14 protein-coding genes and 1 tRNA gene are annotated in these 24575 nt (G+C 54.6%); 8 read left to right on the top strand and 7 right to left on the bottom strand.

Annotated elements, in window-relative coordinates:
- Positions 1-7 precede the first annotated feature (7 nt).
- The 3 genes from AC6IZD_RS07650 (at position 8) to AC6IZD_RS07640 (ending at position 8648) form a co-directional block, all read left to right on the top strand.
- Complete coding sequence (locus AC6IZD_RS07650) at positions 8-3013, top strand: BamA/OMP85 family outer membrane protein (protein WP_497787097.1); 3006 nt, start codon at positions 8-10, stop codon at positions 3011-3013.
- Positions 3010-7044 carry a translocation/assembly module TamB domain-containing protein gene (locus tag AC6IZD_RS07645; protein ID WP_497787096.1) on the top strand — a complete coding sequence of 1345 codons (4035 nt, stop codon included), beginning with the start codon at positions 3010-3012 and terminating at the stop codon, positions 7042-7044. The genes AC6IZD_RS07650 and AC6IZD_RS07645 overlap by 4 nt, the downstream gene beginning before the upstream one ends.
- A gap of 173 nt (positions 7045-7217) precedes the next feature.
- Complete coding sequence (locus AC6IZD_RS07640) at positions 7218-8648, top strand: glutamine synthetase family protein (protein ID WP_497787095.1); 1431 nt, start codon at positions 7218-7220, stop codon at positions 8646-8648.
- Positions 8649-8966: 318 nt separating this feature from the next.
- On the opposite strand, the gene AC6IZD_RS07635 is transcribed toward AC6IZD_RS07640, so the two are convergent.
- Positions 8967-9512, bottom strand: coding sequence for an AI-2E family transporter (locus AC6IZD_RS07635; protein ID WP_497787094.1), 546 nt, complete (start codon positions 9510-9512; stop codon positions 8967-8969).
- A gap of 79 nt (positions 9513-9591) precedes the next feature.
- Between AC6IZD_RS07635 and purQ the strand changes: the two genes are divergently transcribed.
- The 3 genes from purQ (at position 9592) to AC6IZD_RS07620 (ending at position 11579) form a co-directional block, all read left to right on the top strand.
- Positions 9592-10290, top strand: a complete 699-nt coding sequence (gene purQ, locus AC6IZD_RS07630) for a phosphoribosylformylglycinamidine synthase subunit PurQ (RefSeq protein ID WP_497787093.1) — start codon at positions 9592-9594, stop codon at positions 10288-10290.
- Positions 10291-10293: 3 nt separating this feature from the next.
- Positions 10294-10947 (top strand): YkgJ family cysteine cluster protein, encoded by a 654-nt coding sequence (locus AC6IZD_RS07625; protein WP_497787092.1) that lies wholly within the window; start codon positions 10294-10296, stop codon positions 10945-10947.
- Positions 10948-11024: 77 nt separating this feature from the next.
- Positions 11025-11579 carry a BON domain-containing protein gene (locus tag AC6IZD_RS07620; protein WP_497787091.1) on the top strand — a complete coding sequence of 185 codons (555 nt, stop codon included), beginning with the start codon at positions 11025-11027 and terminating at the stop codon, positions 11577-11579.
- A 57-nt stretch (positions 11580-11636) separates the two neighbouring features.
- On the opposite strand, the gene AC6IZD_RS07615 is transcribed toward AC6IZD_RS07620, so the two are convergent.
- The 4 genes from AC6IZD_RS07615 to AC6IZD_RS07600 all read right to left on the bottom strand — a co-directional run bounded on the left by AC6IZD_RS07615 (position 11637) and on the right by AC6IZD_RS07600 (position 17305).
- Complete coding sequence (locus AC6IZD_RS07615; protein ID WP_497787090.1) at positions 11637-12737, bottom strand: 2-hydroxyacid dehydrogenase; 1101 nt, start codon at positions 12735-12737, stop codon at positions 11637-11639.
- An 81-nt stretch (positions 12738-12818) separates the two neighbouring features.
- Entirely contained in the window at positions 12819-14012 is a 1194-nt protein-coding gene (locus tag AC6IZD_RS07610) for a pyridoxal phosphate-dependent aminotransferase (RefSeq protein WP_497787089.1), read from the bottom strand.
- Between the two features lie 156 nt (positions 14013-14168).
- Complete coding sequence (locus AC6IZD_RS07605; RefSeq protein ID WP_497787088.1) at positions 14169-15152, bottom strand: glycosyltransferase family 2 protein; 984 nt, start codon at positions 15150-15152, stop codon at positions 14169-14171.
- Positions 15153-15274: 122 nt separating this feature from the next.
- Complete coding sequence (locus AC6IZD_RS07600; protein WP_497787087.1) at positions 15275-17305, bottom strand: IPT/TIG domain-containing protein; 2031 nt, start codon at positions 17303-17305, stop codon at positions 15275-15277.
- A gap of 159 nt (positions 17306-17464) precedes the next feature.
- On the opposite strand from AC6IZD_RS07600, the gene AC6IZD_RS07595 reads away from it, so the two are divergent.
- Positions 17465-19396: a M61 family metallopeptidase gene (locus AC6IZD_RS07595; protein WP_497787086.1), complete on the top strand. Its 1932-nt coding sequence runs from the start codon at positions 17465-17467 to the stop codon at positions 19394-19396.
- Positions 19397-19443: 47 nt separating this feature from the next.
- Here AC6IZD_RS07595 and AC6IZD_RS07590 read toward each other — a convergent pair whose 3' ends face one another.
- Entirely contained in the window at positions 19444-22314 is a 2871-nt protein-coding gene (locus AC6IZD_RS07590) for a glycosyl hydrolase family 28-related protein (RefSeq protein ID WP_497787085.1), read from the bottom strand.
- Between the two features lie 279 nt (positions 22315-22593).
- Between AC6IZD_RS07590 and AC6IZD_RS07585 the strand changes: the two genes are divergently transcribed.
- Complete coding sequence (locus AC6IZD_RS07585) at positions 22594-24405, top strand: glycoside hydrolase family 15 protein (RefSeq protein ID WP_497787084.1); 1812 nt, start codon at positions 22594-22596, stop codon at positions 24403-24405.
- 53 nt (positions 24406-24458) lie between these two features.
- Here AC6IZD_RS07585 and AC6IZD_RS07580 read toward each other — a convergent pair.
- Positions 24459-24535 (bottom strand) — tRNA-Arg (locus AC6IZD_RS07580).
- Positions 24536-24575 lie beyond the last annotated feature (40 nt).

Here is a 24575-nt window from a genome sequence, read left to right as displayed (position 1 = left end):
GCAAGCGATGAGGCACCTAATTCAGTACTGCGCGCTCGCATGCATTGTGCTGCTTCTGGGTGCTGAAGCCAGCGAGACACGAGCGGCGGAAGTTCAACAGTCCGCTCCACCACCTGCACAAAAAGGCCAGACGAGCACGGGAGTTCCCGCCAGTACGCCACCTGAAACGCAAACGATGTTGCAGGCATATGTCGGCCAGACCGTCTCGTCCATCGAGATCGCGGGACGTCCAGACTTGAACGATGAGGAGTTCCAACCCCTTTTCGTGCAGAAGGCTGGCGAGCCATTCGACGGCGACAAGGTGATGCGCAGCCTAATGGCGATCAAGAACACCGGACGGTTTCAGGATTTGCAGCTCAGTGTGGTACCGGATATCGAAGGCGTGCGTGTGCTGCTGATTGTTCAACCCGGACTCTACTTCGGAATGTATGAGTTTCCCGGCTCTCGCTCTTTTCCATATTCCAGATTGCTGCAGGTAGCGAACTATCCACCCGAGGGGCCGTACAACCGACGGGATGTCGCGAACGCCACGACAGCATTGACGAAGTTCTTCCAGCAGACAGGCTTCTTCACGGCCACGGTAACACCACGTATCACTTCCGACCCCGCACACGGCATCGTCAATGTGACCTTCAATATCAATCTCGGAAAGAAGGCACGTTTCGGTAAGGTCGACCTTGAGGGAGCTTCCCCGGAACACACTGCTCAATTAAAAGCCAAGCTCACGAGCATCATGGCTCGTCTGCGCTCATCGGCCATTCGCGAAGGTAAGACCTATTCGCTGAAGACCATTCAGAACGCGACTCTCTACTTGCAGAACGCACTGATGAAGCAGGATCACCTTGGGGCTGAAGTAAATATGATCGGCGCGGAATTCGATCCGGACACCAATCGTGCCAACATCAAGTTTCATGTATCCGAGGGCCCGACTGTGCACGTGAAAGTCGAAGGCGCTCACGTGTGGAAGTCGAAGCAGAGAAGACTTATTCCGCTTTATCAGCACGTTGGCCTCGATGATGAACTCGTGCAGGAGGGACGTCGCAACCTCATATCAAACTTCCAGTCCAAGGGCTATTTCGACGCAAAGGTTGAGACGGCCATCGACAAGCAAGGTGACACCGAAACCATCGTCTATAAAGTTGCCAAGGGACCTCGCCACAAGGTTTCCAGCGTGTCTATTGATGGCAATCATGTGCTTGGCGACAAGCAGTTGATGAGCCATGTGGGAGTGAAGAAGGGCAACATCCTTTCGCACGGCAGCTATAGCGAGAAACTCCTACGTTCCAGCGTTCAGAATTTGACGGCCACCTACAAGGCCGAAGGCTTCAGTGATGTTAAAGTTACGCCCCGCGTCGAACGAGACGGCGGCAATATCGACGTGACCTTCGACGTCAACGAAGGGCAGCGTGATGTGGTGCGGGAATTGCGCGTAGTTGGAAACGACACGATGCCTCTGGCTCAACTCGCGCCTAAGGGTCTTCGCCTCACGGCCGGAAGCTTCTACTCCCTCAATAAAGCGGATGAAGACCGAAAGAACGTCAGCGTAAAGTACCTCGAGAATGGTTATCTTACCGCGACCTTTCGGCAGCGCATTCAGCAGGAAGGCAACGATAAGCACAACCTCATCGTGACCTATGAGATTCACGAAGGGCCACGAGTCGCTACATCAAGCGTGATCACCCTTGGACGTCAGCACACAAACCAGCAACTCATCGATCGTGCCGCGAAGTTTAAGCTTGGCGCCCCGCTCACGATGAGCAACATGCTTTCGTCCGAGTCTCGCCTGTACGCATCGGCCGGAATTTTCGATTGGGCCGAAGTGCGCCCACGTCGACAGATTACCACCCAAACGCAGGAAGACATTTTGGTAAAAGTTCACGAGGCACGGCGACATGCGCTCACCTACGGATTTGGTTTCGAGGTGATAAATCGCGGTGGCAGCCTGCCCAGCGGAACCGTAGCAGTTCCAGGAATTCCTCCAGTTGGGCTTGGCTCTGATTTCAAAACCAGCCAGCAAACGTTTTGGGGACCTCGCGGCTCCGTGGAATTCACTCTTCGCAACGTGCGTGGTCGTGCCGAGACGCTTACATTCGGATCGCTCGCAGGACGCCTCGCTCAACGCGTTACAGCCGACTTTCAGGATCCAAGTTTCCGTGGCACTGCGTTCGCGAGCAATCTGAGCGCGAGCTTTGAACACAACAGTGAGAATCCCATCTACACCGACCGAATCGAAACTGTTGGATTTCAACTTCAAAAGCCTCTCGATCAGAAGAAGACGCAAAATCTGTTCCTTCGCTATAGCTTCAGCGAAACTCAAATCACTAAGCTTCTCATCCCAGATCTGATTCCCTCACAAAGCGACCGCGACGTGCGCCTGTCGACGCTCTCGGCTACATTCTCGCGCGACACTCGCGATAGCACACTCGATGCGCATCGTGGCGTGTACCACAGTCTTGAACTGGATCTGAATCCTGAAGCGCTTGGCTCCAGCGTGAGTTTTGCAAAGGTGCTAGGTCAAAGTGCGTTTTACAAGGACCTAAAGCAGTCGGGCATCATCTGGGCCAACAGCGTTCGAGTAGGGTTCGACAGCGCTTTTGCAGGAAGTCATGTTCCTCTGTCGCAGCTGTTCTTCTCTGGCGGCGGGAGCACGATTCGTGGCTTCCCTCTCAATGGCGCCGGACCGCAGCGCACTGTCCAGATCCGTGCTTCAGGGACTTCAACGGTCTCGTCGCAAATCAGCGTCCCGGAAGGCGGACGCCAGCTATTCATTGTGAACTCCGAATTCCGCATCCCGGTTCCAATTCGCAAGGGTCTTGGAGTAGTCGGGTTTTACGATGGCGGAAACGTGTTCCGCACTATCGGCTTTCACGGCCAGTACACCAATACAATCGGCGCCGGAATTCGCTATGCAACTCCAGTTGGGCCAGTACGAATAGACATCGGCCACAACTTGAATTCACCGCCGGGCATCAGCTCTTTACAGTACTTTATAACCTTGGGGCAGGCATTTTGAGCGCACTTCCGAACCTACCGCCAACTCCGGATGAGCCACGTTTGCCGCGGAGCCGTCGTCGCCCGCCAACATGGCAGCGCGTTGGGCTGTGGATACTCGGCGTGCTAGCGGGCATCGTCCTACTTGCGATTGTAGGTGTGTACGTCGCTCTTCACAGTCATCGCGTACACGATTACGTGCTCAACAAGGCTCGTCAGAGTGCGACAGAATCTCTCGGCGTACCCGTCGATATTCAGAACTACGCTCTGCATTTTAGCGGTATCAGTCCTACTCTCGACGCATACGGAGTCGTCGTGCACGGCGCTGCTCCATACGCGAATCCTCCGCTTCTTCAGGCTCAACATGCTCGCGTTGGTGTTCAAATCGTGTCACTCGTCAGCCGTAAGTGGTACCTGAACGAGATCACACTTGATCATCCTGTCGTGCAACTGCGAGTAGATGCTAACGGCAACACCAATCTTCCCAAGCCGAAACCCAAGCAAACGACCCAACAAGCAAATAGCGTACAAACGCTTTTTGATCTGGCAATCCGTCGCGCAACGCTAAACGCCGGAGAGCTCTACTACAACGATGTCAAGAGTTCACTCAATGCTGATATCCGCGACTTGGCTTTTAATGCCGGCTACAATCCTTCGCGAAACACTTACGCCGGAACGCTTGCCTATGCTAACGGGCAATTGAAGAGCGGTACGTATTCCCCAATTCCGCACGCCCTCTCGGCAGAATTTGAGATGTCCCCAACGCATCTCGATTTGCGCAAAGCACACCTGAACAGCGGATCATCACTCATCGCCCTCACCGGAACTGTGGACGACTTCAGCAATCCGAAAGTAAAGGTCGACTATCATGCGTCTGTCGATTCGACAGAGCTACGAAAAGAACTCCGCAACCCGACCTTACCGCAGGGCGCACTCCAACTCGATGGTCGTGCAGAATATGCTTCTAATCCTGCAAAGCCAGCACTAGACAGTGCTGTTCTGAATGGAACCCTGCGCAGCGATCGCCTTCAGGTAACAACTCAAGCGGCGCGTACCGATGTTCGCAATATTCGCGCCAGCTACTCCCTTGTCAACGGTAACGCTGAGATTCGCTCGCTTACTGCTTCCCTACTCGGAGGAACAGTTGAGGCCCGTGCATCCGTTCGAAATCTCGCCGGGGAACAGGCCGGAGTAGCGCACCTGAACGTCAGCGACATCTCACTGTCAGACATCAAGCAGATTGCGCAGTCGAACTCGACCGCTACTAACAATGTGAGGTTAAACGGAACGTTGCAGGGGAGGAGCGACGCATCCTGGAAGGGTTCAATCAAGAACTTGGTCGCGACACTGGAGGCCACCGTCAATGCTGCCGCGGGTTCTAGTCAGTCCACGGAGGCTGTACCTCTGAACGCGGCCATCCATGGCAATTTCCGGAACAGCGACCAGCAACTGACCTTGCGGCAAAGCTATCTTCGCACTCCACAAACGACACTCACTGTGGACGGCACTGCCGGCAAGAGTTCGCAGATGAGCATCGCGCTCAACGCTGCCGATCTGCATGAGTTCGAATCCATTGCAGCCCTCTTCACCAAACCATCCCAGCCCTTCGGCCTATATGGCTCAGCGAAGTTTAACGGTGCGCTTTCTGGACCCACATCCGCTCCGCACCTGACTGGCGATCTGTCCGGGGCAAACATCCGTCTGCGCGGGACCGAGTGGCGTCTGTTGCGCGCTCATCTGAATGCCGCTCCTTCATTCGCCGAGATTCAAGGCGGTGAACTCGTGCCTGTTGCGGCCAAGGGCTCCCCGCAGGGCAACATCAATTTCAGTGGTCGAGTACAACTCAAGAACTGGGCCTTAGCCTCCAGCAGTCCATTCCAGGTCTCGCTGCAAGCGCAGCATCTGGATGCGGGTCAACTGGCTCGGATAGCCGGTTCGACAACGCCGATTGGCGGCATGCTTGACGTGAACGTGCAAGCCCATGGAACGGAACTCAATCCGATGGGACAAGGCAACATCCAGTTAACGCGCGCCACTGTCTCCGGAGAACCTATCCCATCGGCCACCGTGCAATTCAATGGTGATGGTAATGCTGCGCGCGCCACACTCAATGTAACGATGCCCGCTGGCGTCACAACCGGACAGATCATCTACTACCCAAAACAGCGTGGATACGACCTCCAACTCGAATCGCGAAAATTCAGATTGGACCAGTTGCAATCGATCAAGGAGCGGAATCTCTCGATTACTGGGGTTATGAATCTGATCGCGACTGGTCGAGGCACACTCGAGGACCCGCAACTCAACGCTACGCTTGAGATTCCAGAACTTCAGGCCAAAGGACAGAATGTCAGCAATCTCGCGCTGCGTGCTATAGTGGCCAATCACTTGGCAAACATCACCCTTGACACTCGTGCATTGAGCGCCAATATACATGGACAAGCAAAAGTCCAACTCACCGGCGACTACAACGCCGACGCAACGCTGGACACACAAGCTATTCCTCTACAGCCGCTCGTTGCGACGTACTCACCGTCACAAGGGGAGAACATCAAGGGACAAACCGAGCTCCACGCAACTTTGCGCGGCCCACTCATGCGCCGGGAAGCCATCGAGGCGCACTTGGTTATCCCGAATCTGAATATGCAGTATCAAAACATGATTCAAGTTGCTGCCGAGGGGCCGATTCGTGCCGATTACCTGAATGGTGTTCTCGCGTTACAGCGTTCGGCGATCAAAGGCACCGGCACGGATCTCCAGTTCCAAGGCACGCTTCCCGTGCTCGATCGAACCAAGCCGATGGCATTGCTTCTGCTCGGCTCGGTCGATTTGAAACTTGCGCAGCTTTTCAATCCTGATGTCACGAGTTCGGGGCAATTGCGGTTCAACATCAATTCTTATGGAGCGCGCACCGATCCTAACGTGCAGGGCGACGTTCAGATTGTGAATGCAAACTTTGCCACGGCTGATGCGCCGCTCGGTCTATCAAATGGCAACGGCACTCTCCAACTCACGCGCGATCGGCTCAACATCACGCGTTTCCAAGGGGTAGTTGGAGGCGGCACCGTAACGGCTCGAGGTGGAGTCGTGTACCATCCCGCTCTGCAATTTGATCTTGCACTGGCCGGGCAAGGTATTCGTCTCCTGTATCCCGACGGTGTGCGCGAAGGCATCAGTACAAACCTCACGCTCACCGGCACGCCAGAGGAGGCAGCACTGCGCGGTCAAGTGAACGTCGATCAACTATCGTTCACCTCAGACTTCGACATCTCCAACCTGACTTCACTGGGGAATCAGGTCGAGGCTCCACCTTCGCGCGGTTTCGAAAACAACCTTGCTCTGAATATCGCAGTTAGATCCACTCAGAACGTGAATCTCGTTAGCAGAACCGTGAGTGTGAATGGATCCGCAAATCTTACCGTCACTGGAACAGCAGCGGAACCTGTTGTGCTCGGTCGAATCAATCTGACCGGGGGCGATCTGATCTTTAAAGGAAATCGCTATGTGTTGCAGAACGGGGTAATTGATTTCATCAACCCGACACGGACAGAGCCCAATTTAAACGTGAACATCACAGCGACGGTGGACCAGTACAACATCGGCATGCGTTTTGAAGGGCCGATGGAGAATCTCCGCACAACGTATTCGTCGGATCCAGCTTTGCCGCCCGCTGACATCATCAACCTGATTGCATTCGGCAAGACGCAAGAGGAAGCAAATGCTACGGCGACGCCTACAAATCAAACGGCTGAGCAAAGCATTGCTTCTGCGGTAAGCGGACAAGTTACAAGCCGCGTTGAAAAGATTGCTGGCATCTCGCACCTCTCCGTTGATCCCACATTGGGAAACAATCAGCAGAACGCTGGAGCGACCATCACCGTGCAGCAGCGCGTCACGAGCAAGATATTCGTCACGTTTTCAACGGACGTAACAAGCACGCAACGACAAGTAATACAGCTCCAATACCAAGCCACACCTCGTGTTGCGGTTAGCGGAACACGAGATCAAAACGGTGGCTTCGGATTCGATACACGGATCAGGCGCGAGTGGTAGACTGAAATTCCTGCCCTCGCGCGTGTTTCGCCCGCCTGCTCTGGTTTCGCTTATGCCTCCTATCAAAACTTTCAATGCCTCTGGATTTTGTTTTGAATTGTAGCTGTTCAGTTCTGCCGTTAACCTATACGTGCATTGCAAAGGTTTGCCCCCACACCTTTTCGAGGAGATTCATGCCGAACGAACTGCGCAACTTTTTGACGCTTACTTACGACGAGCTTGAAGAACTGAACTTGAAAGCCAAGGAAGAACGCAAATCCCGCGTTGCCATTGACAAGATCAAAGAAGAGCGACTGAAGTATCTCACCGACGAGAAGCGCATTAAGGCTGTCACTGTGATGTTCAGCGACCTTGAAGGCCGACTGCACCTCCTCGATTACGACAAGAAGTTCCTGATCAACAGCTATGACAATCTTACGTTTGACGGTTCGTCAATTCGTGGTTTCACAGCTCAGCACGAGAGCGACCTTCGCTTGGGTATCGACTGGGCTTCGTTCTACTGGGTTCCTTCCGACATCTTTGGCACCGGCAAGGTGATGGTGTTCGGCGAGGTAATCGATAAGCAGGGCACTCCTTACTCTGGCGATCTCCGCGGCGTTTTGAAGAACTACGCTGCTGAGCAGTTCAAGAAGAATGAGTACACGCTGAACGCCGCCAACGAGATTGAAGGCTTCCTCTTCAACGGCCGCGACGCCGAGCAGCAATACTATAAGACCGGTAAGTTCGAATACGTTGATGCTGGCGGGTACTATCACTCGCTGCCTGGCGACCCGCTTCGCACGTTCATCGACACAGCTGCTGAAGTACAGCGCGCAATGGGTTTTCAGAATGAGAAGGATCACCCGGAAGTTGCGCCTTCGCAGTTTGAAATCAACTATGCCTATGGCGATGTTGTTGCTGCCGCCGATCAGATCCAGCTTTACAAGCTCATCTGCCGTCAGGTTGCAAACAACATGGGCCTCACTGCCAGCTTCCTGCCCAAGCCTGTTGTAGGCGTAAACGGCAGCGGCATGCACACCAACGTTTCCGTCAGCAAAGGCAGCAAGAACACCTTCTGGGACGCCAAGGGCCTTGAGAAGATCAGTTCCTTTGCGTGGGAATTCGTTGATCGTGTCCTGACCGCCGGCAACGACCTGTGCCTCGTCCTCAACCCCAGCGTGAACGCCTATCGCCGCCTCGACCCGCACTTCGAAGCTCCGAATCAGCTAAAGGCTTCGGCTGTTGATCGTGGCTCGATGGTCCGCATTCCTATCGGTAACGAGAAGAGCGCCCGCGTCGAAGTTCGTGCCGTCGCTCCCGACGCCAATCCGTACATGGTGCTGTACTCGATCTTCAAGACCGGCCTCGACGGCGAGATCGCGAAGATCGACAACCTGCGCCAGGCACATCGCTATCTGCCCGACAACATCTACACGGCAATCGACAACTTCCGCGCTTCCGAATGGACAGGCAAGTTGTTTGGAGAAGAGGTTAAGGAACGTTATGCGGAACTCAAGCAGAACTCCGCCGACCGTTGCCCCCGTCTCCTCGGAACGATCGTGAAGCCCGCTGAAGTCCAGTTCCACCATGCGGTTTACAACCAGTTCCTCTGGAACGAGTTCTAGACGCGGGAGTGCCTACACAGGAAAGGCCTCAGCTCAAAGCTGGGGCCTTTTTATGTCGGGGCGTCAAAGCTGCTAGCCGTTATTCATCCTGTTTTTCGCTCGATTGATCTTTGTCCTCGAGTGTGGCCAATAACGAGGCATTCAGCGCCTTGCAGCCTCTATGACATCTGACACACACCTGCATTCCGCACGGGAGTTTTGCTCTCCTTCTGGGACGATGTCCCACCATAGAGGCGCTTTGCTGTGCCACTTCTTCTCTTTCGCTTTTCCTCATGAATCCAAGCTATGCGGTGCAGCAGTTTCGATCTATGACGAAAATCACAGCGGCCTTCGATTCTGGCGATTATCAGGAGGCAAGATGATCCCTTTCCCATCGTCCGAGAACTGTTGGTCAACGGTACGAGTTTCTTTCTTTCCTGTGCCGCGGTAGGCGTAAATGATCGCTAATAGCGGCGGAGAAAGCAGAACTCCCCAGAATGGAAACACGATCCCAAGCACCAAGGGACACGCCAAAGATGCCCAGAATGGCACGCGATTCTGCCTATGCATCAGGTACGGTTGCAGGATCAATCCGTCCACGACCGCTATGGCGACATACGCGCCCAGAAACCACAGCCACTCTGAAAATGGAGCGCCACTGAAAAGCATGGCGAGCGCCGGCCCTGCCAACGAGAGTAGCGGGCCGAAGTGCGGGATGAACTGGAAGGCTCCGGCCAGTACTGCCCAGAAGGGTGCCCAAGGTACGTGAAGCCAGAGTAGCACAACCAGCCACAAGGCTCCCACGATTAGTGAGTCATAGATCTGCGCTTTGAACCAGTTGCGCAGCGCTCCTAATGTCAGATTTGCATGATACTGAAACTGCATATTCCTCTATCTAAATCCTCTCGTAGGCCCACACCGCAATGCTACACTTCTTATAAGACTGCGGAATTGCGAGCGTGAAATGAAGTTTGGCGTCATTATTTTTCCTGGTAGCAACTGTGACCACGATGCGTATTGGGCCTTCAAGGAAGTGTGCGGCCAGCCCGCTACACTGCTCTGGCACGATTCGCAAGACCTAGAGAACTGCGATGTCATCGTCGTTCCCGGCGGCTTTTCCTACGGTGACTACCTGCGCACCGGCGCCATCGCGCGCTTCTCGCCTATCATGCAATCCGTTAAGCGTTTCGCTGAATCCGGCGGTCTCGTAATCGGAATCTGCAACGGCTTCCAAATTCTCTGTGAGGCGCATCTCCTCCCAGGCGTGCTGCTTCGGAATAAGACGCTCAAGTACATTTGTAAGCCCGTTCATCTGCGGGTTGAAAACACCTCCACACCCTTTACTCAAGGGCTAAATAACGGCGAAGTTCTGGAAATCCCCATTGGTCACGGCGACGGGAACTATTTCTGCGATCAGCCCACGCTTGAGCAATTGCACAAGAACGAACAGATCATATTCCGCTACTCCACTCCAGAGGGCGTAATCACTGAGGAAGTTAATCTCAATGGTTCGCTCGAGAACATTGCTGGAGTTTGCAATGAGGGTCGGAACGTGCTGGGAATGATGCCTCATCCAGAGCGTGCCAGCGAAGACGTCCTCGGAATGAAGGACGGTCTGCGCATCCTTCGTTCCCTCGTGGAGAGTGCCGCAGTCTCTCGGTGATGTATGAATCCTCGTCGCTCAGTTCGCAGTAATCCAAAGCAGCGGATTTCCGAAGCTGAAGCGTCTCGTCGTGATTCAGAGTTGCTCCCCATCATCGATAACTGGCTGAAATGCGCCACGATCAAGGCTGGGCATCACCTCACGTGCCGTCCAGGCTGTTCGCAATGCTGCGTAGGCGTATTCGCAATCGACCGCCTCGATGCGTTCCGGCTTCAGCGTGGCCTAAGCGAACTCGCTGATCGCGACTACGATCGTGCCCAACGCGTGTTGCAGCGCGCGGCAGAGTCGCTGGAACGCACTGTCGACTACTTCCCGGGCGATGTCGAGACTGGGATTCTAGATGACTCGGCCGAGGCACAGGAAATTTTTGAGGATTTTGCCAACGACGAACCCTGCCCAGCACTGGATCCCGATACTCGACGTTGCGATCTCTATTCTCATCGCCCTATGACCTGCCGCATTTACGGGCCCCCAGTGCGTACTGAGGGCGGCATCGGGGTTTGCGAGTTATGTTTTACTCAGGCGAGCGCTGACGACATCATTGCTGCCGAAGTTCCTCTCGACTTCGAAGATAAGGAAGCATCTCTCAACAGCCGTATCGAGCAGACAGTAGGCGAAGGAAAGACGATTGTCGCGTTTGCCCTGCTGGGTGCCTAGCCCGTTACCCTTCCCGCCATCTCCCGGCCAACAACCATCATCCCAATCTGAAAACGAGATTGTCGTTTTTCGGAGGAATGATGAAGCTATTTGCTGCAACTGCTCTCAGCGTGGCGCTGGCGTTCGGAACGATTGCTTGCTCCAACAAGTCCGCCCCGGATCAAAAAGCCGCTTCAGCGAACAAGCTGGACGACTCCCAGATTAAGAACAACCTCAAACAGGCCAACCTCGGAGACGTCAAAGTCGATGTTAACAATGACAAAAAGGTCGTGACACTCACAGGCGACGTGAAAAACGACTCTGCCAAGCAGCAGGCCGAAGACATAGCTCGCTCCAACGCAAACGGCTATGTCGTTGCCAACGAGATTGGCGTACGTCCTGACAACAACAGCAATGCCAAGAAGGTGGACTCCAAGACGGACGACGCCATCAAGTCGCATTGGAAAGCGCTTGAGGCCCAGAACAATTGGGGCAACCAGCACATCCGGACCACAGTAAAGAATGGCGTGCTCACGCTGAAAGGCGATGTCGATACGCCGGCGCAACGCGAATCTATCGAGCGCTCCGCCGCGCGCATTCCAGACGTTCAGCAGGTTGTGAACGAACTCAGTGTAAAGAACGCAAGCCGTTAGCAAGTGCACGAAGAAAGAGGCCGGATGCCTCCGGCCTCTCTGCAACTTCAATTCGCGCTAGTGCTGGAATGCTTCTTTGTTCACCAAGTAAGGCATTTGTGCGTAATCACTTCCCTCCAGCATATCAATCAGACCCTGCACACACCTTCCAGCCATTCCGACGTTTGGATCTGGATCCAGACGCGTAGCCACTCCACCGCTAGCAAAGTGGTGAAAGAGGCGGCAGCGGTCCTCTATGGAAGGGTCTCGCAAAGGCGAATCTGCTGGCAGCGGTTCACGTTCGAAAACATCCAACGCAGCTCCGGCGATCCACCCCTCCCGCAAAGCCTTTGCAAGTGCCTGCTCGTCCACCACCGGCCCTCGCGACGTATTCACCAAATAGGCGCTCTTCTTCATCTCTCTCAGAATGCGTTCGTTGATCAGATGATAGGTTGGCACCTTCGACTCGCCGTCGCGCAGCAATGGCACGTGCAAGCTCACGTAGTCAGCTTCACGCATACACTCATCTAGCTCTGCGTACCGTATCCAGTTCTTCCGGCGCGATACGCCCAACTCCTGCTTCAGATCCATTACCTTCTGCATCGACGCGACGAACTCCTCGTTCTTGTATGCAGCGTCGTAACAGAGCACGTTCATCTCAAATCCGGAGCATTTTGCGATCATTGCTTGTCCGATACGTCCGGTACCGATGATCGCGATAGTCTTCCCTGTGACTTCATCGCCCAAAAAGGGCAGATACGGATGCCACGATCCCCATCTGTTCTCGCGAACCAGACGTTCACTCGGCCACAGCTTTCGCGACACTGCCATGAGAATTGCAAACGCAAACTCGGCGGTTGCATCCGTGAGCACATCGCTTGTGTTCGTAAATGGAATCTTGTACCGATTGGCTTCTGCCCGATCGATGTTGTCAAAACCTACCGCGAGTTGAGCAACTCCTTTCAGCTTTCCCTTCCCTGCCGCGAAAACCTCCGCATCGATCTTGTCGCGGAGTGTTGTAATGAGCCCGTCAATCCCGCTCCGAACTTTCTCTAAAAGCACATAGCGTGGTGGTGCCTCAGGGCCTGGGAATACTTCAAGTTCATAACCGCGCTTGCGCAGGATGTCGAGACTTGGCCCTATATCACAAGTTGCAAATACCCGGAATTTTCTTTCCACGTTCGTTCTTTCCCCGTAGATCAAAGTTTGCTGCCCACAAAGAAGCCCGCTCGAAAGCGGGCCAACAGCATACAAATCAAGCTACAAAACGTTTTGGGTCGCCCACGCCTCGACTCGGTCCAGTGCCTTCTCGATGTTCTCAAGTGAATTTGCAATCGAGAACCGCAAATAGCCTTCTCCAAAGGCACCGAATGACGTTCCAGATAGGACAGCCACACCCGCTTGTTCAAGCAATGCGTCGGCTAGTGGCTTTGATTTCCATCCAGTGCCCGTGATATTTGGGAACATGTAGAAAGCCCCTTTCGGCACGCGGCAGCTAAAGCCCTTAATGCGGTTGATGCGCTCGGCGAAATAGTCCCGCCGTCTCTTGAACTCGGCATTCATCTGTGCCACCGACTCCTGAGGACCGGTGATCGCTTCGATACCTGCCACTTGGGTGAAACTCGCAGTGCAGGAATTCGAATTCGTCATCAGGCGTGCAATCTGCTGCGCAAGATCAGGACGCATGACGCCGTATCCCATGCGCCATCCGGTCATGGCATACGTCTTGCTGAACCCATCCAGCAGCACAACACGATCGCGCAGATCGTCATAGCTGAAAAGCGAGTGATGCTCGCCTTCAAAGATAAGCCTCGAATAGATTTCGTCGCTCAAGACCATTACGTCGTGTTCCGCGATGATGGCTGCGATGTCCTGTATATCTTCTTTGGTTAGTACGCCTCCCGTGGGATTCTGGGGGGAGTTGAGGATGATCAGCTTCGTACGTTCATTGACCAAGCGTCTGAGTTCGTTTGTGTCGAGCCTAAAATCCATGCCCTCGCGAAGTTGAATCGGGACTGGCTTTCCGCCCAGGAACTCAATCATTGACTCGTATATGGGGAACCCTGGGTTGGGATAAATGACCTCGTCTCCTTCATCGACCAACGCCATCAGCGTAAAGAAGATGATCGGCTTGCCACCCGGTACTACGACTACTTCATCCGGAGATACTTGGGTGTGCCGCGTGCGACCAATCTCCTCCGCGATGACTTTGCGCAGGTCAGGAAGTCCGGCACTTGGTCCGTAGTGCGTCATTCCATTGTGCAGCGCATCCACAGCGGCTTCCACGATATTTGCTGGAGTATCGAAATCGGGTTCGCCAATCTCCAGATGTACGATGTCTCTCCCCTTTGCTTCCAGGGCCCGCGCCTTCGCTAAAACTTCAAAGGCAGTTTCAGTGCCCAGGCGCGACATGCGCTGAGCTAAACGCAGTTCAGTATGGATAGCTTTGCTCATCACGAGCCTCCTGTACCCAACAGCGCTGCCGAACAGGACGAATCGAAACCATTCGGCCGCATCAAACCGCCGGTATTCTATCCCGCCCTAAGCACCTGTACCACCACAAAAAGAAAGAGCCTGCTCAATGAGCAGGCTCCATACACTTCGGAAACTCTAGCCGTGGATTTCGCTTTCCTCTCCAGTTTCGGAACGAATCACCTTGGCAACGCGATACGGTTGTCCCGAGTGCGGCTCGTGGAAGTGGCGCACCTGCAACTCTCCAAGGAGTCCAAGAGCGAGCATCTGAACGCCAGCCACCAACATTACGGCGCCAAAGACTAGCATAGGTCCGTGCTCGTCCATCACATTCATGTGCCGCACGGCCTTCTCAAACAGCATCCAGAGTGCAACCAGTGAGCCGATTCCAATACCGCCCATACCGATGCCGCCGAAGAAGTGTAGCGGACGCATCATGTACTTCAGCAAAAAGCGAATCGTAATCAGATCGAAAAACACCCGGATCGTGCGCGAAATGCCATAGTGGGAGGTCCCTCCCTCACGTTCGATGTTCTTGATCGGAACTTCGCAAACCTTCGCGCCATACCACGAGGCCAGGGCCGGGATGAAGCGATGCAGTCCTTCGCCGTAAAGCGGAATCTCCTCGATCAACTCGCGCGTATACGCCTTGTACGTGGTCCCAAAGTCATGCAGTTTCACGCCGCTCAGTTTGGCCATCGTCCAGTTCGCGCAGCGTGACGGGATGCGGCGCAGCCAGAGATTGTCGATGCGCTTCTCGCGCCATCCGCTAACGATGTCGTACCCTTCTTTGAGTTTGGCGATGAAGTTCGGAATTTCCGCGGGATCATGCTGCATATCGCCATCCATCGCGATGATGAAGTCGCCTTGGGCATGATCGAACCCAGCGGCCAATGCCGAGGTCTGACCGAAATTCCGACGGAGTTTCACGACGACAACGCGACTGTCCACGGCAGCGATTTGGCTTAGCAGCGGGAACGTGGCATCGCGTGAGCCATCATCCACAAACACCATCTCAAAAGGTTCGCCAACCTGCTCCATTACCGCCTTCAGACGGTCGTAGAGCTCGGTGACACTATCCTGCTCGTTGTGAAAGGGGACAACTATCGAATACTTAGGCACAATATGATTATATCCTGAACAGGATCAAACCTCAGACCTCAATCGGATTCGCCAGTCTCGATATAGTTAAGGTGATCAAGATCGGCAGCCCTCTTGCAGGACTGCCGCCGTACTCTCATCCGCTATTTCACAACCAGCGTCACGGAAACAGAACTTGAGATGGTCTTTGCCGAATTTGTACCTTTTACCGCGAGTTTGAACGTGCCCTTCGCCGAAGATTTCGTTCCCACCGAAAGTTGCGTAGTTCCAGAAGTATTGATCGAACTCGGCGAGAACGAATAGCTAGCTCCTCCCGGCAACCCAGAAACACTAAAAGTGACGAGGCCCGTGTAGCCGTTGTTCGGGGTCACAGTGATGCTGTAGCTCGCAGTTGTACCTTTGAGCACGGTCTTCGAAGTTGGTGATGCGCTAAGCACAAAAGCCGGAGCAAGATACGTATAGGCAGAACCCAACGTGGCTCCGCTGCCATCCGGATTACTCACGGCCACAGACACTGTCCCTGCTGCGTGCGGCGGCGTTGATGCTGAAATAGAAGTGGATGACAGGCTTGTCACCGTTCCTGCTACTCCCCCGAACGTAACGCTAGCTCCAGACTCGAATCCCGTCCCAATAATCGTGACAGACGTGTCGCCATTCGCCGTCCCCGACGTCGGAGACAAGCCCGTAATTGTGACCACGTTTTGCTGCGTGTACGCGACCGCGTTCGACATCTTGTTCAGGATTGACGCGCGCCCGATAGCCTCAACGTAGAACGTCTGCCCAGCCGTCGCGTTGATGGAGTTCAATGGCACTCCGTGAGTTCCAGCAGGGACGGTCGCTGCGAGGGTGAGGTTCTGGCCGTCACTCGCTTCATACACTTCGTAATGATCGACGGTCTGCTCGTTCCCTGCTCCCGTAAAAATCGGATTCCAGTTCAGGTTCGTGCCATCGGTGCTTGCTTGTAGAGTCAGACAATTGTCAATTCCTGTTTCAATCTCCGAGCCCTCGTCGTAGTCATTCCACGTCACGATTTGCAGAAATGGCAACTGGTTTCCCGGGCCATAATCGTTGTTGTGCACCATCTCGGCCATCGTCTGTAGCCATGTGTTTCCGCACTGCTGGCCCGTGACACTTACCGCAGGCTTCCAAGGTGCGAGAGTGTTATCGAATCCCTTCCAGGAGGCTCCCCATGGCTGCAGTTGCGGATACTTAGTCCCGGTGTCGTAGAAGTTGTCGAGGTACACCAACCCGTACGGATCATTCGTGCCGTAGTGATTTATCCATGCGAATCCGCCATCGCTCTCGACATGCGTGAACGCCCCAGCATTTCGGAAGATGAACCAAATCAACGGAGACCCAGTCGTGTAGGCATTCACATGCTGACGCAAGGTATGGAAGATCATAGTCCAGTCCGGCGAAGGATTCGAAAAGCACTCTTCACACACGAAGAAGAACACAACTGGACGTCCCTGCTGTGATGCAGACATACTCGCCGAGTCTACTCGCAAGTATGCTGGACTCGGAAAGTAGTTCGCATTCATGAAGTCGAAGTCGCTTTCAAGCACGTTCAGAATGCAATTGGTCTGGTTAACTCCGCCGCCGTTGTATGGACACGAGGCCGCGATTGATCCCTGATCCTCAGTGAGCGCAAACTGCATATTGCAGGTGCCTCCCGAGCATCGACTCTCCAGTTCACTCCTTACAAGTTCCGTTGCGCTCTCCTCAAGGCTGCGGTTGGGACCGTGCCAGTCAACGATAGGCCCCATGATGCCGCGCGCCTGCATGTCATCCATCTGAGCCTTGACCGTTGCTGGGTCGTTCGAGTTATACCCAACTTGCAAGTGCCCGTTGCACGAGGTACCTGGGCCGGTCGCAGTCGATCCCGGTTGCATGCAAAACCATGGCTGGAAGTGCGCGAAGATTGCGGTGGTTGCTCCGCTGTATTCCAGTTCCTGCATGTTTGCATGGCTCACATTGCCCGGCGCAGCATTGAATGTTCCGCTCGCGCCGTCCGACATTCCAGAAAATGCCCCAGCACAATGCCCGCCTGGAGTCGAACAGGCAGCTGTGTTATTCACCGTTTGAGCCGAAAGCGTGGTGGTCTGCGCTGACGTCCACGAAGACAGGAGCAGGAGCAGAACGGCGAGTGGGGCCCCGCTACATAGCTTGCGCATGAGTCAGCACCTCTGGCGAACTTGGAGTCTTGGCATATTACTTCAAGGTTTATGACCAGAATGGGTCGCTTAGAACAAAATATCGTCTTAGTCAGTACCATCAACGCATGCCGTGAAACGCGCTTCCATGTCACGCTCTAACTCATTTACGATTTTTGAATGAGACATCTGCGTTGCGCTCTGATTCTGTCGCTGGTTGCGACAACCTCGTCTTTTACTCAAACCGGACCATCTCCGAAGAGTTCTCTCAAGACCTCCGGATTCGCCGTCGTCGAAACACTCGCTGTCGATGCGACCGAAGCGCCGCGTAAGGTCCTGCACGTGCAGCTCACAATCCCAGCAACACCTGGAGATTTTGTCCTCGTCTATCCCAAGTGGATCCCAGGGAACCATCGCCCCACAGGCCCTGTTGTGGACACGGCAGGAATGTACTTCCATGTTGCTGGCCGTCCACTCACCTGGCACCGTGATCCTGCAGACATGTACTCCTTCCACGTCGATGTTCCCAACGGTGTCACTGAAATCAACGCATCCTTCGACTTTCTCAGTCCGGTCGATCCTCAGGTCGGATTCAGTGCGAGTGCCTCAAGTACCGATAAGCTTGCCGCACTCGGTTGGAATTGCCTTCTGCTATACCCTGCCGGACGCGGATCTGATGAAGTCGGAGTGAAAGCATCGCTCAAACTTCCTTCTGGATGGCAGTGGGCCAGTGCGCTCCCGTCATCCTCCAGTGGAAACGATGGCGTTGAGTTTTCACTGGCTTCACTCACCACACTCGTCGATTCACCCATCCTCATTGGCCAATACCTGAAGAAAATTCCGCTTCAATCGGGTCAGAAGCCTTTGCATGAACTCGACATGGTTGCCGACTCCGCGGCTGCGCTAGAGATAACACCCGCGCAGATCCAGAGCTTCAACAACCTCGTGACCGAGGCCCATGAACTCTACGGAAAGGGACACTATCGCGATTACCACTTCCTCCTGACCCTGAGCGATCACATCAAGCACTCGGGTCTGGAGCATCATGAGTCAAGCGACAATCGTGTTGGAGAAAACTACCTCACCGATCCCAGCCAGTGGACGCTAGAAGCCTCTCTTCTTCCTCACGAGTTCACTCATTCATGGAACGGAAAGTATCGCCGCCCTGCCGGCTTGGCAACCGCCGATTTTCAGACGCCCATGCAAGGCGAACTCTTGTGGGTATATGAAGGCCTCACTACATACTTCGGATACGTGCTGGCAGCGCGCAGCGGTCTCGCTACTCCAGAGCAGTCTCGTGAGCAACTGGCTCTCATGGCAAAGGCTGATTCCATGCAATCCGGACGCAATTGGCGTCCGTTAGAGGACACGGCTACCGCCGCACAGATCCTCTACGATGCGCACCGTGAGTTCAGTAACTATCGCCGCGGCACCGACTTCTATAACGAGGGCGCGCTGATATGGCTAGAAGTCGACACAATCATTCGGCAACAGAGCGGCGGCAAGCGATCGATAGATGACTTTGCACATATCTTCTTCGGCGGCGAAAGCACAGCCCCCGAACTGCATACATATACGGTTGAGGACGTTGTGAACTCGCTTGAGACGGTGCAGTACTTCGACTGGCGCAACTTTCTCATGAACCGAATATCACATGTAGCCGATAAGCCCGCTCTCGCGGGGATCGAGAACAGTGGATGGAAACTGGCTTACACCGATCAGCCAAATGCCATCGATAAATTGCAACACGGTGGCACCATAAACGCCAGTTCTTCGCTTGGCATGCTGCTCTCTAAGGATGGCGCGGTTCTGGATGCGATTGAGGGCGGCATAGCGGCGAAACAAGGAATCGGGCCTGGCATGCGTGTCGTCGCGGTGAACGAGCGGAAATACACAAGTGAAGTTCTGCTTGCAGCCATACGCCAAGCTCAGCAAACACATAAGCCAATTCGGCTCTTGATTGAGAACAATGACTACTTCCGGACGGTAGCGCTGGAATACTACGACGGCGTACGCCATCCACACCTGGTCCGCGACGAGAGCAAGCCCGACCTGCTGACCAGCATCCTGAGGCCGCATGCCACAGCATCAGCGTCCGCCGCGAAGCACTAAAGCACATCCCACTCCGGCGAATTCTTCTGCCGGAGTGGGAACTTGACCTACTCGGGGCGCAGTTCGTATAGAGCAGTTCGCCCCAAGATGAACATCGTTCGTCCGTCCTTGCCACCAAACGCCACTTGGATCGGCCTCTCTGGAACGTTGATCGATCTCGTCAGCTTCCCTTCCGGGTTGTAGACGTACACTTGGCCCGCGACCAGATATACGTTGCCTTCGCCGTCGGTTGTAACGCTCTCGCCACCATCGTTGGCGAACAACTTCAGGTTCGTCATCGATCCGTCGAGCGCCACGTCCGCCTTCCACGTCATCACTTCGGACTCGCTGGTGAAATAGAACGGCTTTCCAGGCACAACGGGCTGGAGCGCAAATGCGCGCAACACGTCGCTGCTCTTCACTCCCCAGCTCGTCACTCCTGTCACGAATCCCTCAGTCGCAGAGATGAAGGTGGTCTTATCCGGCGATTCGTACTGACGCGTGCGCGCCAGCGGAAGCCCTGTCTCGCTCCGCTGCAGAAGCCATTCTCCGCTCGGCAATACAGCATTCATCCCTTGCCGGGGAACAGCCGAATCAGCCGGCAGAATTTTGACTTCGTTCCCCGGATCCTCCGGCTTGAACGTGTACACGACGCCTGTGTCAGCCGACGAAACCACCATCACATTTCCGGTCTTATCAATAGCCAGATTCATTGGATCGAGCGGTGCATCTCGCACAATGGACAATTGTTTTCGCTCTACGTCCCAGCGGTAAATACGCTGCCACTTAGCGTCGACGAAGTAAAAATCTCCATTCGGCGCGACAGCTCCGCCGGAAGCGCTATAGAAGCCTTCCGCAACCTTTTCTAGATGCGTATGTTTCTCGGCGGCAGGCTCGTCACCACGTATCACTAGCGATGCAAACTCTCGCTGCCGAATCTCGGCTCCACTCGTTTGATCGTAAACCGCGTCATCGAACGACACCTTGCTGTTGCTATCGCAATGCAAGTTTAAGAATCGAATGTCATGCGACCGCGACACCTTTACTCCCCAGCGAAATGGCTGGAACGAGCTAATAACGCGATACATATGCAGGTTCGCAATTGTTATGTTGCTCGAATTGTCGATCTCAAGCGGTAATGCAAACCCGCTCTCGCCGCGCTCTTCCTCTGTCTGTAAGGAATACAGCTTCCAGTTCGACACATTGTGTAACTGAACTTCATTGCGAACGTGGTGCTCACTCGAGACCTCGTACAACCTGCCTTCAGTCGTTGTGTCCGAGATCAGCATTCCAGCCTGGGCAAAAGTATCCGGTGTCCAGATATCGAAGAACGTTCCACCTCCGCCATTCGTTACCCAGAGACTTGGGTATTGGCCGTCCCAGCGCTTAGTGAGATCCGGATCGGCCGTGTGATTATTGTTGTACGGGTTACCTCCACTCCCGTGTCCGCCGAGGAATCGCACATCGTTCATAAGTGAATTCGTACCGGCCATCCACTTCACACCCACCGCACGCGGATTGATTCCGTTCGTATTCACACCGATGCTCACTACGACGTTCGTTCCCTCTCGCGGCGCTTCGATCACTGGCTTGGGATTCCCTACCCCCTGGAAAGCCGCCGTGCGATTAAGAAGCGTGATTCGCGTCGCACTCGGATGCATCCCGATAAGCACCGTGTCCCGAGCCAATGTGAGAGTGTCACTGACGATGTAGTCGCCAAGCGGGATATAGATGGCCTTGTGCTTCGCGATTGCATTCCGAAATACCACGGTGTCATCCGTTACTCCGTCACCCTTCGCACCGAGATCGCGAATGTTGACCCACGAAGAGACGGGCGGCAGCGGCAGCAGGTCGGACTTCACATCTTCCGGCATCTTCGGTAGCGGGCTGGCCGAGTACGCATCCCGCACCTGCGGTATTTCCCGTGGATTCTCGAACGTGAGTCCGTGCGTGAACGCCGTAACGCGGTAGATCTCTGCGGGCGCGGTCATTTTCTTGCCACTCTCGCGCAACAACGCAAAGACCGGGGTCTTTCTGCAGACCACATCTTCCATATTGATCTGCGTACGCGGGTTCTGCTCGAGACTGATGACGACCCCGGCCCGACTCACATCCTCCATTACGCTGTCTTTGATCCAAAGCTGATCCGGATAATCGCCGTCAATCGTCACCGCGAACGGCACCTGCCTGAAATGCGCACGGATAAGTGTCAGGCCAGCCTCTGTCTCCCGAATTGCTGCCTCACTCTGGCCCTCGAACCAGCTATCTACGACCGTTGTCTGCCAACCCGGAGAAGTCTTCCGTGTCCAGATCCCATACTGACCGCCGTAAAACCTGAGGTCCTCCAGCGCATTTCCCGTGTTGTGCACTCCAGCAATTCCAGAGTGCAGACGAAAGTCCATGTGGGCCAAGAAGCAGTGTTGCGCCCATGTACCCCGAATGCCGACTGCGCCCGGATTTCCGGCCCCAACTTCTATGTCAATATTTGAAATTGCCGAGTAGAACGTGCCCGGCGTCGCATCTGGTGGACGCTCGCCTGCGCTCAGTTTTGCATCCGGTCGTCTTCCGGCAAAGAAAACCATGTAGTTCGGGTTTCGCGCATCTTGGTACCCCGGAGTGCTCTCTGCGAGCACAAATACCGGACGATGCGCCCCATAACCGATCAACCGAATAGAAGGCCAAACATAAACAGTCTTCGTGATCCGGTAACGGCCTTCGGGGATAAACACCACCCCGGAGTTCGCTGTCTCCTGTACCTTGTTGATGGCTTTCTGAATTGCCTCGGTGGCGTCCGCCGTACCATCAGCCTTGCCGCCGAACTGTTCGGCTGTTAAATAGACAGCTTTGGGGTCACTAGGCCGCGATGTGTAGTACGAACCTGCCCACGCACACACCGAGAACGACAGGATTCCTATAAGTGCAAATATTCGTGTCCGCATAAAGTTGGCATGAATCATAACACTCGCGAGTCTCTGGATAACTGGTGCGGAACTGACCTCACATCACCCGATAACAAGGCACAGCCTAGTAAGTTCGCATCTCACTGGACATGTATGGAATGTGTCGCTCGTGGAGGTCTGGAACGCACGCATTTCAGAGACGCACTGACAGGAACTCTTGACCGACTGGGGAGAAGGAACTCGTAGCCGCAGCTTCACCTCGTTCTTCGTAGACGGTTTACGTGCGGCGCAGATGGTCCAGCTCTTTGTCTCAACGCAATGAAGATAGAAGATTACGCAATGATCGGCGACGGTGAGACCGCCGCTCTAGTCGGACGCAACGGCTCGATCGATTGGCTGTGTTGGCCATATTTTTCATCGTCCGCGTGTTTCGCTCGCTTGCTTGGGACAGAGAAGCATGGATATTGGCTACTCGCCCCCAAGGACCTTGAGCACACGCATTCAACCCGCTGCTACCAACCGCAGACTCTCATCTTGGAAACAACGCACGAGACCAGCGAAGGGGCCGTGAAGGTCGTCGACTTCATGCCAGTTCATCGCAAGCACTCTCGTCTAGTCCGAATCATTACGGGCCTTCGCGGCAAGGTGTTGATGCTGAGCGAACTGGCTGTCCGGTTCAATTACGGCAACGCAGTACCTTGGGTAACGCGCACACCTACGGGGGTGCGTGCCGTTGCAGGTCCTGACTCGCTCACGCTTGAAACCACCGCGCCTCTTACCGGAGAGGACCTAAAGACCGTCAGCGAATTTGAAGTCTCAGCGGGCGAAACCGTGTCCTTCGTCCTTACCTGCGGAACCTACGGCGACTACCGCGAACAGGACACGCCTGCGCAACTTGATCCGGCGGAAACCTACAAAGAGACGAAAGAATTCTGGTTGAACTGGAGTTCCGCATGCACTTACCAAGGCAAGTATCGCGACATCGTCGTGCGCTCGCTGATCACGCTGAAGGCCCTCATCTTCGACCATACGGGTGGCGTCGTCGCCGCACCAACCACGTCCCTTCCCGAAGACATCGGTGGGGTGCGCAACTGGGATTACAGGTACTGCTGGTTGCGTGATACAACATTTACCCTGCTGGCTTTGATGAATGCAGGCTATTACGACGAAGCAAGCAACTGGATGCATTGGCTACGTCGTACAATCGCGGGAAGCCCCGATCACGTGCAAATTATGTACGGCATCGCAGGTGAGCGCATGCTGTTCGAGCGCTCGATGCCCTGGCTCCCCGGATACGAGAATTCTTCTCCTGTACGCGTCGGCAATGCAGCTTCTGAGCAGCTACAACTCGATATTTACGGCGAGGTACTCGACGCTTCCTATTGGAGTTATAGCAAACTAGATCAAGTTCCCGAGGGCGACTTTGCGCTCCTGAATCTCCTTATGGAGCACCTTGAAAGCATCTGGGAGAAGCCTGATCACGGCATATGGGAGGTTCGCGGCGCGCCTCAACATTTCACCTACTCCAAGATGATGGCTTGGGTTGCGTTCGACCGTGCTCTCAAGATTGCTGAGCACGGCAAGCTGAATGTGCCCATAGCTCATTGGAAACAGATTCGAGACACCATACACAACCAGATTTGCGAACGGGCATTTAATCGTGAGCTGAACTCATTCGTACAATCCTATGGCTCCGATCAACTCGATGCTTCGCTCCTGCTGATGGCTCTAGTAGGTTTCCTCCCACCGGAGGACGTTCGCGTTCGCAGCACTGTCGAGGCGATCGAGCATCATCTCATGCAAGATGGACTGGTTCTTCGCTACGACACCTCCAAAACCGATGATGGCCTCCCTGGCTCCGAGGGCAAGTTTCTTGCATGCAGTTTCTGGATGGTGGCGAACTTACAACTCATCGGCCGCGAGCGTGACGCAATGAACCTATTTGAACGCCTACTCTCAATGGCAAACGACGTCGGTCTGCTCTCAGAGGAGTTCGACACCGTCCGTCATCGGCAAGTCGGCAACTTTCCACAGGCTCTTTCGCACATCTCTCTCGTGGGTGTTGCTTCCCTTCTCACGCATCCTGAACGGCTACAACGACACCGGGCTGGATTCGATCGACAGACATGATTAGCCCTCACAATAACAAAGCCGCACTAGGCGGCTTCTAACCCGAAGATTTCTGGTAGCCCCGGGCAGATTCGAACTGCCGACCTCCGGTTTAGGAAACCGCTGCTCTATCCAGCTGAGCTACGGGGCCATCGTGGGTAACGGCTGCCGAGCGGCATACCGCACGTAGG

The sequence above is a fragment of the Koromonas humicola genome (assembly GCF_059726255.1).
Note: the sequence above shows the minus strand (reverse complement) of the source record. Positions and strands in the feature narration are given on the sequence as shown.

What these genes read in the sequence shown, in the direction of transcription:
- AC6IZD_RS07650 (WP_497787097.1), top strand. Translation starts at nt 8, where the DNA reads ATGAGGCACCTAATTCAGTACTGCGCGCTCGCATGCATTGTGCTGCTT.
- AC6IZD_RS07640 (WP_497787095.1), top strand. Translation starts at nt 7,218, where the DNA reads ATGCCGAACGAACTGCGCAACTTTTTGACGCTTACTTACGACGAGCTT.
- AC6IZD_RS07635 (WP_497787094.1), bottom strand. Translation starts at nt 9,512, where the DNA reads ATGCAGTTTCAGTATCATGCAAATCTGACATTAGGAGCGCTGCGCAAC.
- purQ (WP_497787093.1), top strand. Translation starts at nt 9,592, where the DNA reads ATGAAGTTTGGCGTCATTATTTTTCCTGGTAGCAACTGTGACCACGAT.
- AC6IZD_RS07625 (WP_497787092.1), top strand. Translation starts at nt 10,294, where the DNA reads ATGAATCCTCGTCGCTCAGTTCGCAGTAATCCAAAGCAGCGGATTTCC.
- AC6IZD_RS07620 (WP_497787091.1), top strand. Translation starts at nt 11,025, where the DNA reads ATGATGAAGCTATTTGCTGCAACTGCTCTCAGCGTGGCGCTGGCGTTC.
- AC6IZD_RS07610 (WP_497787089.1), bottom strand. Translation starts at nt 14,012, where the DNA reads ATGAGCAAAGCTATCCATACTGAACTGCGTTTAGCTCAGCGCATGTCG.
- AC6IZD_RS07600 (WP_497787087.1), bottom strand. Translation starts at nt 17,305, where the DNA reads ATGCGCAAGCTATGTAGCGGGGCCCCACTCGCCGTTCTGCTCCTGCTC.
- AC6IZD_RS07595 (WP_497787086.1), top strand. Translation starts at nt 17,465, where the DNA reads ATGAGACATCTGCGTTGCGCTCTGATTCTGTCGCTGGTTGCGACAACC.
- AC6IZD_RS07590 (WP_497787085.1), bottom strand. Translation starts at nt 22,314, where the DNA reads ATGCGGACACGAATATTTGCACTTATAGGAATCCTGTCGTTCTCGGTG.
- AC6IZD_RS07585 (WP_497787084.1), top strand. Translation starts at nt 22,594, where the DNA reads ATGAAGATAGAAGATTACGCAATGATCGGCGACGGTGAGACCGCCGCT.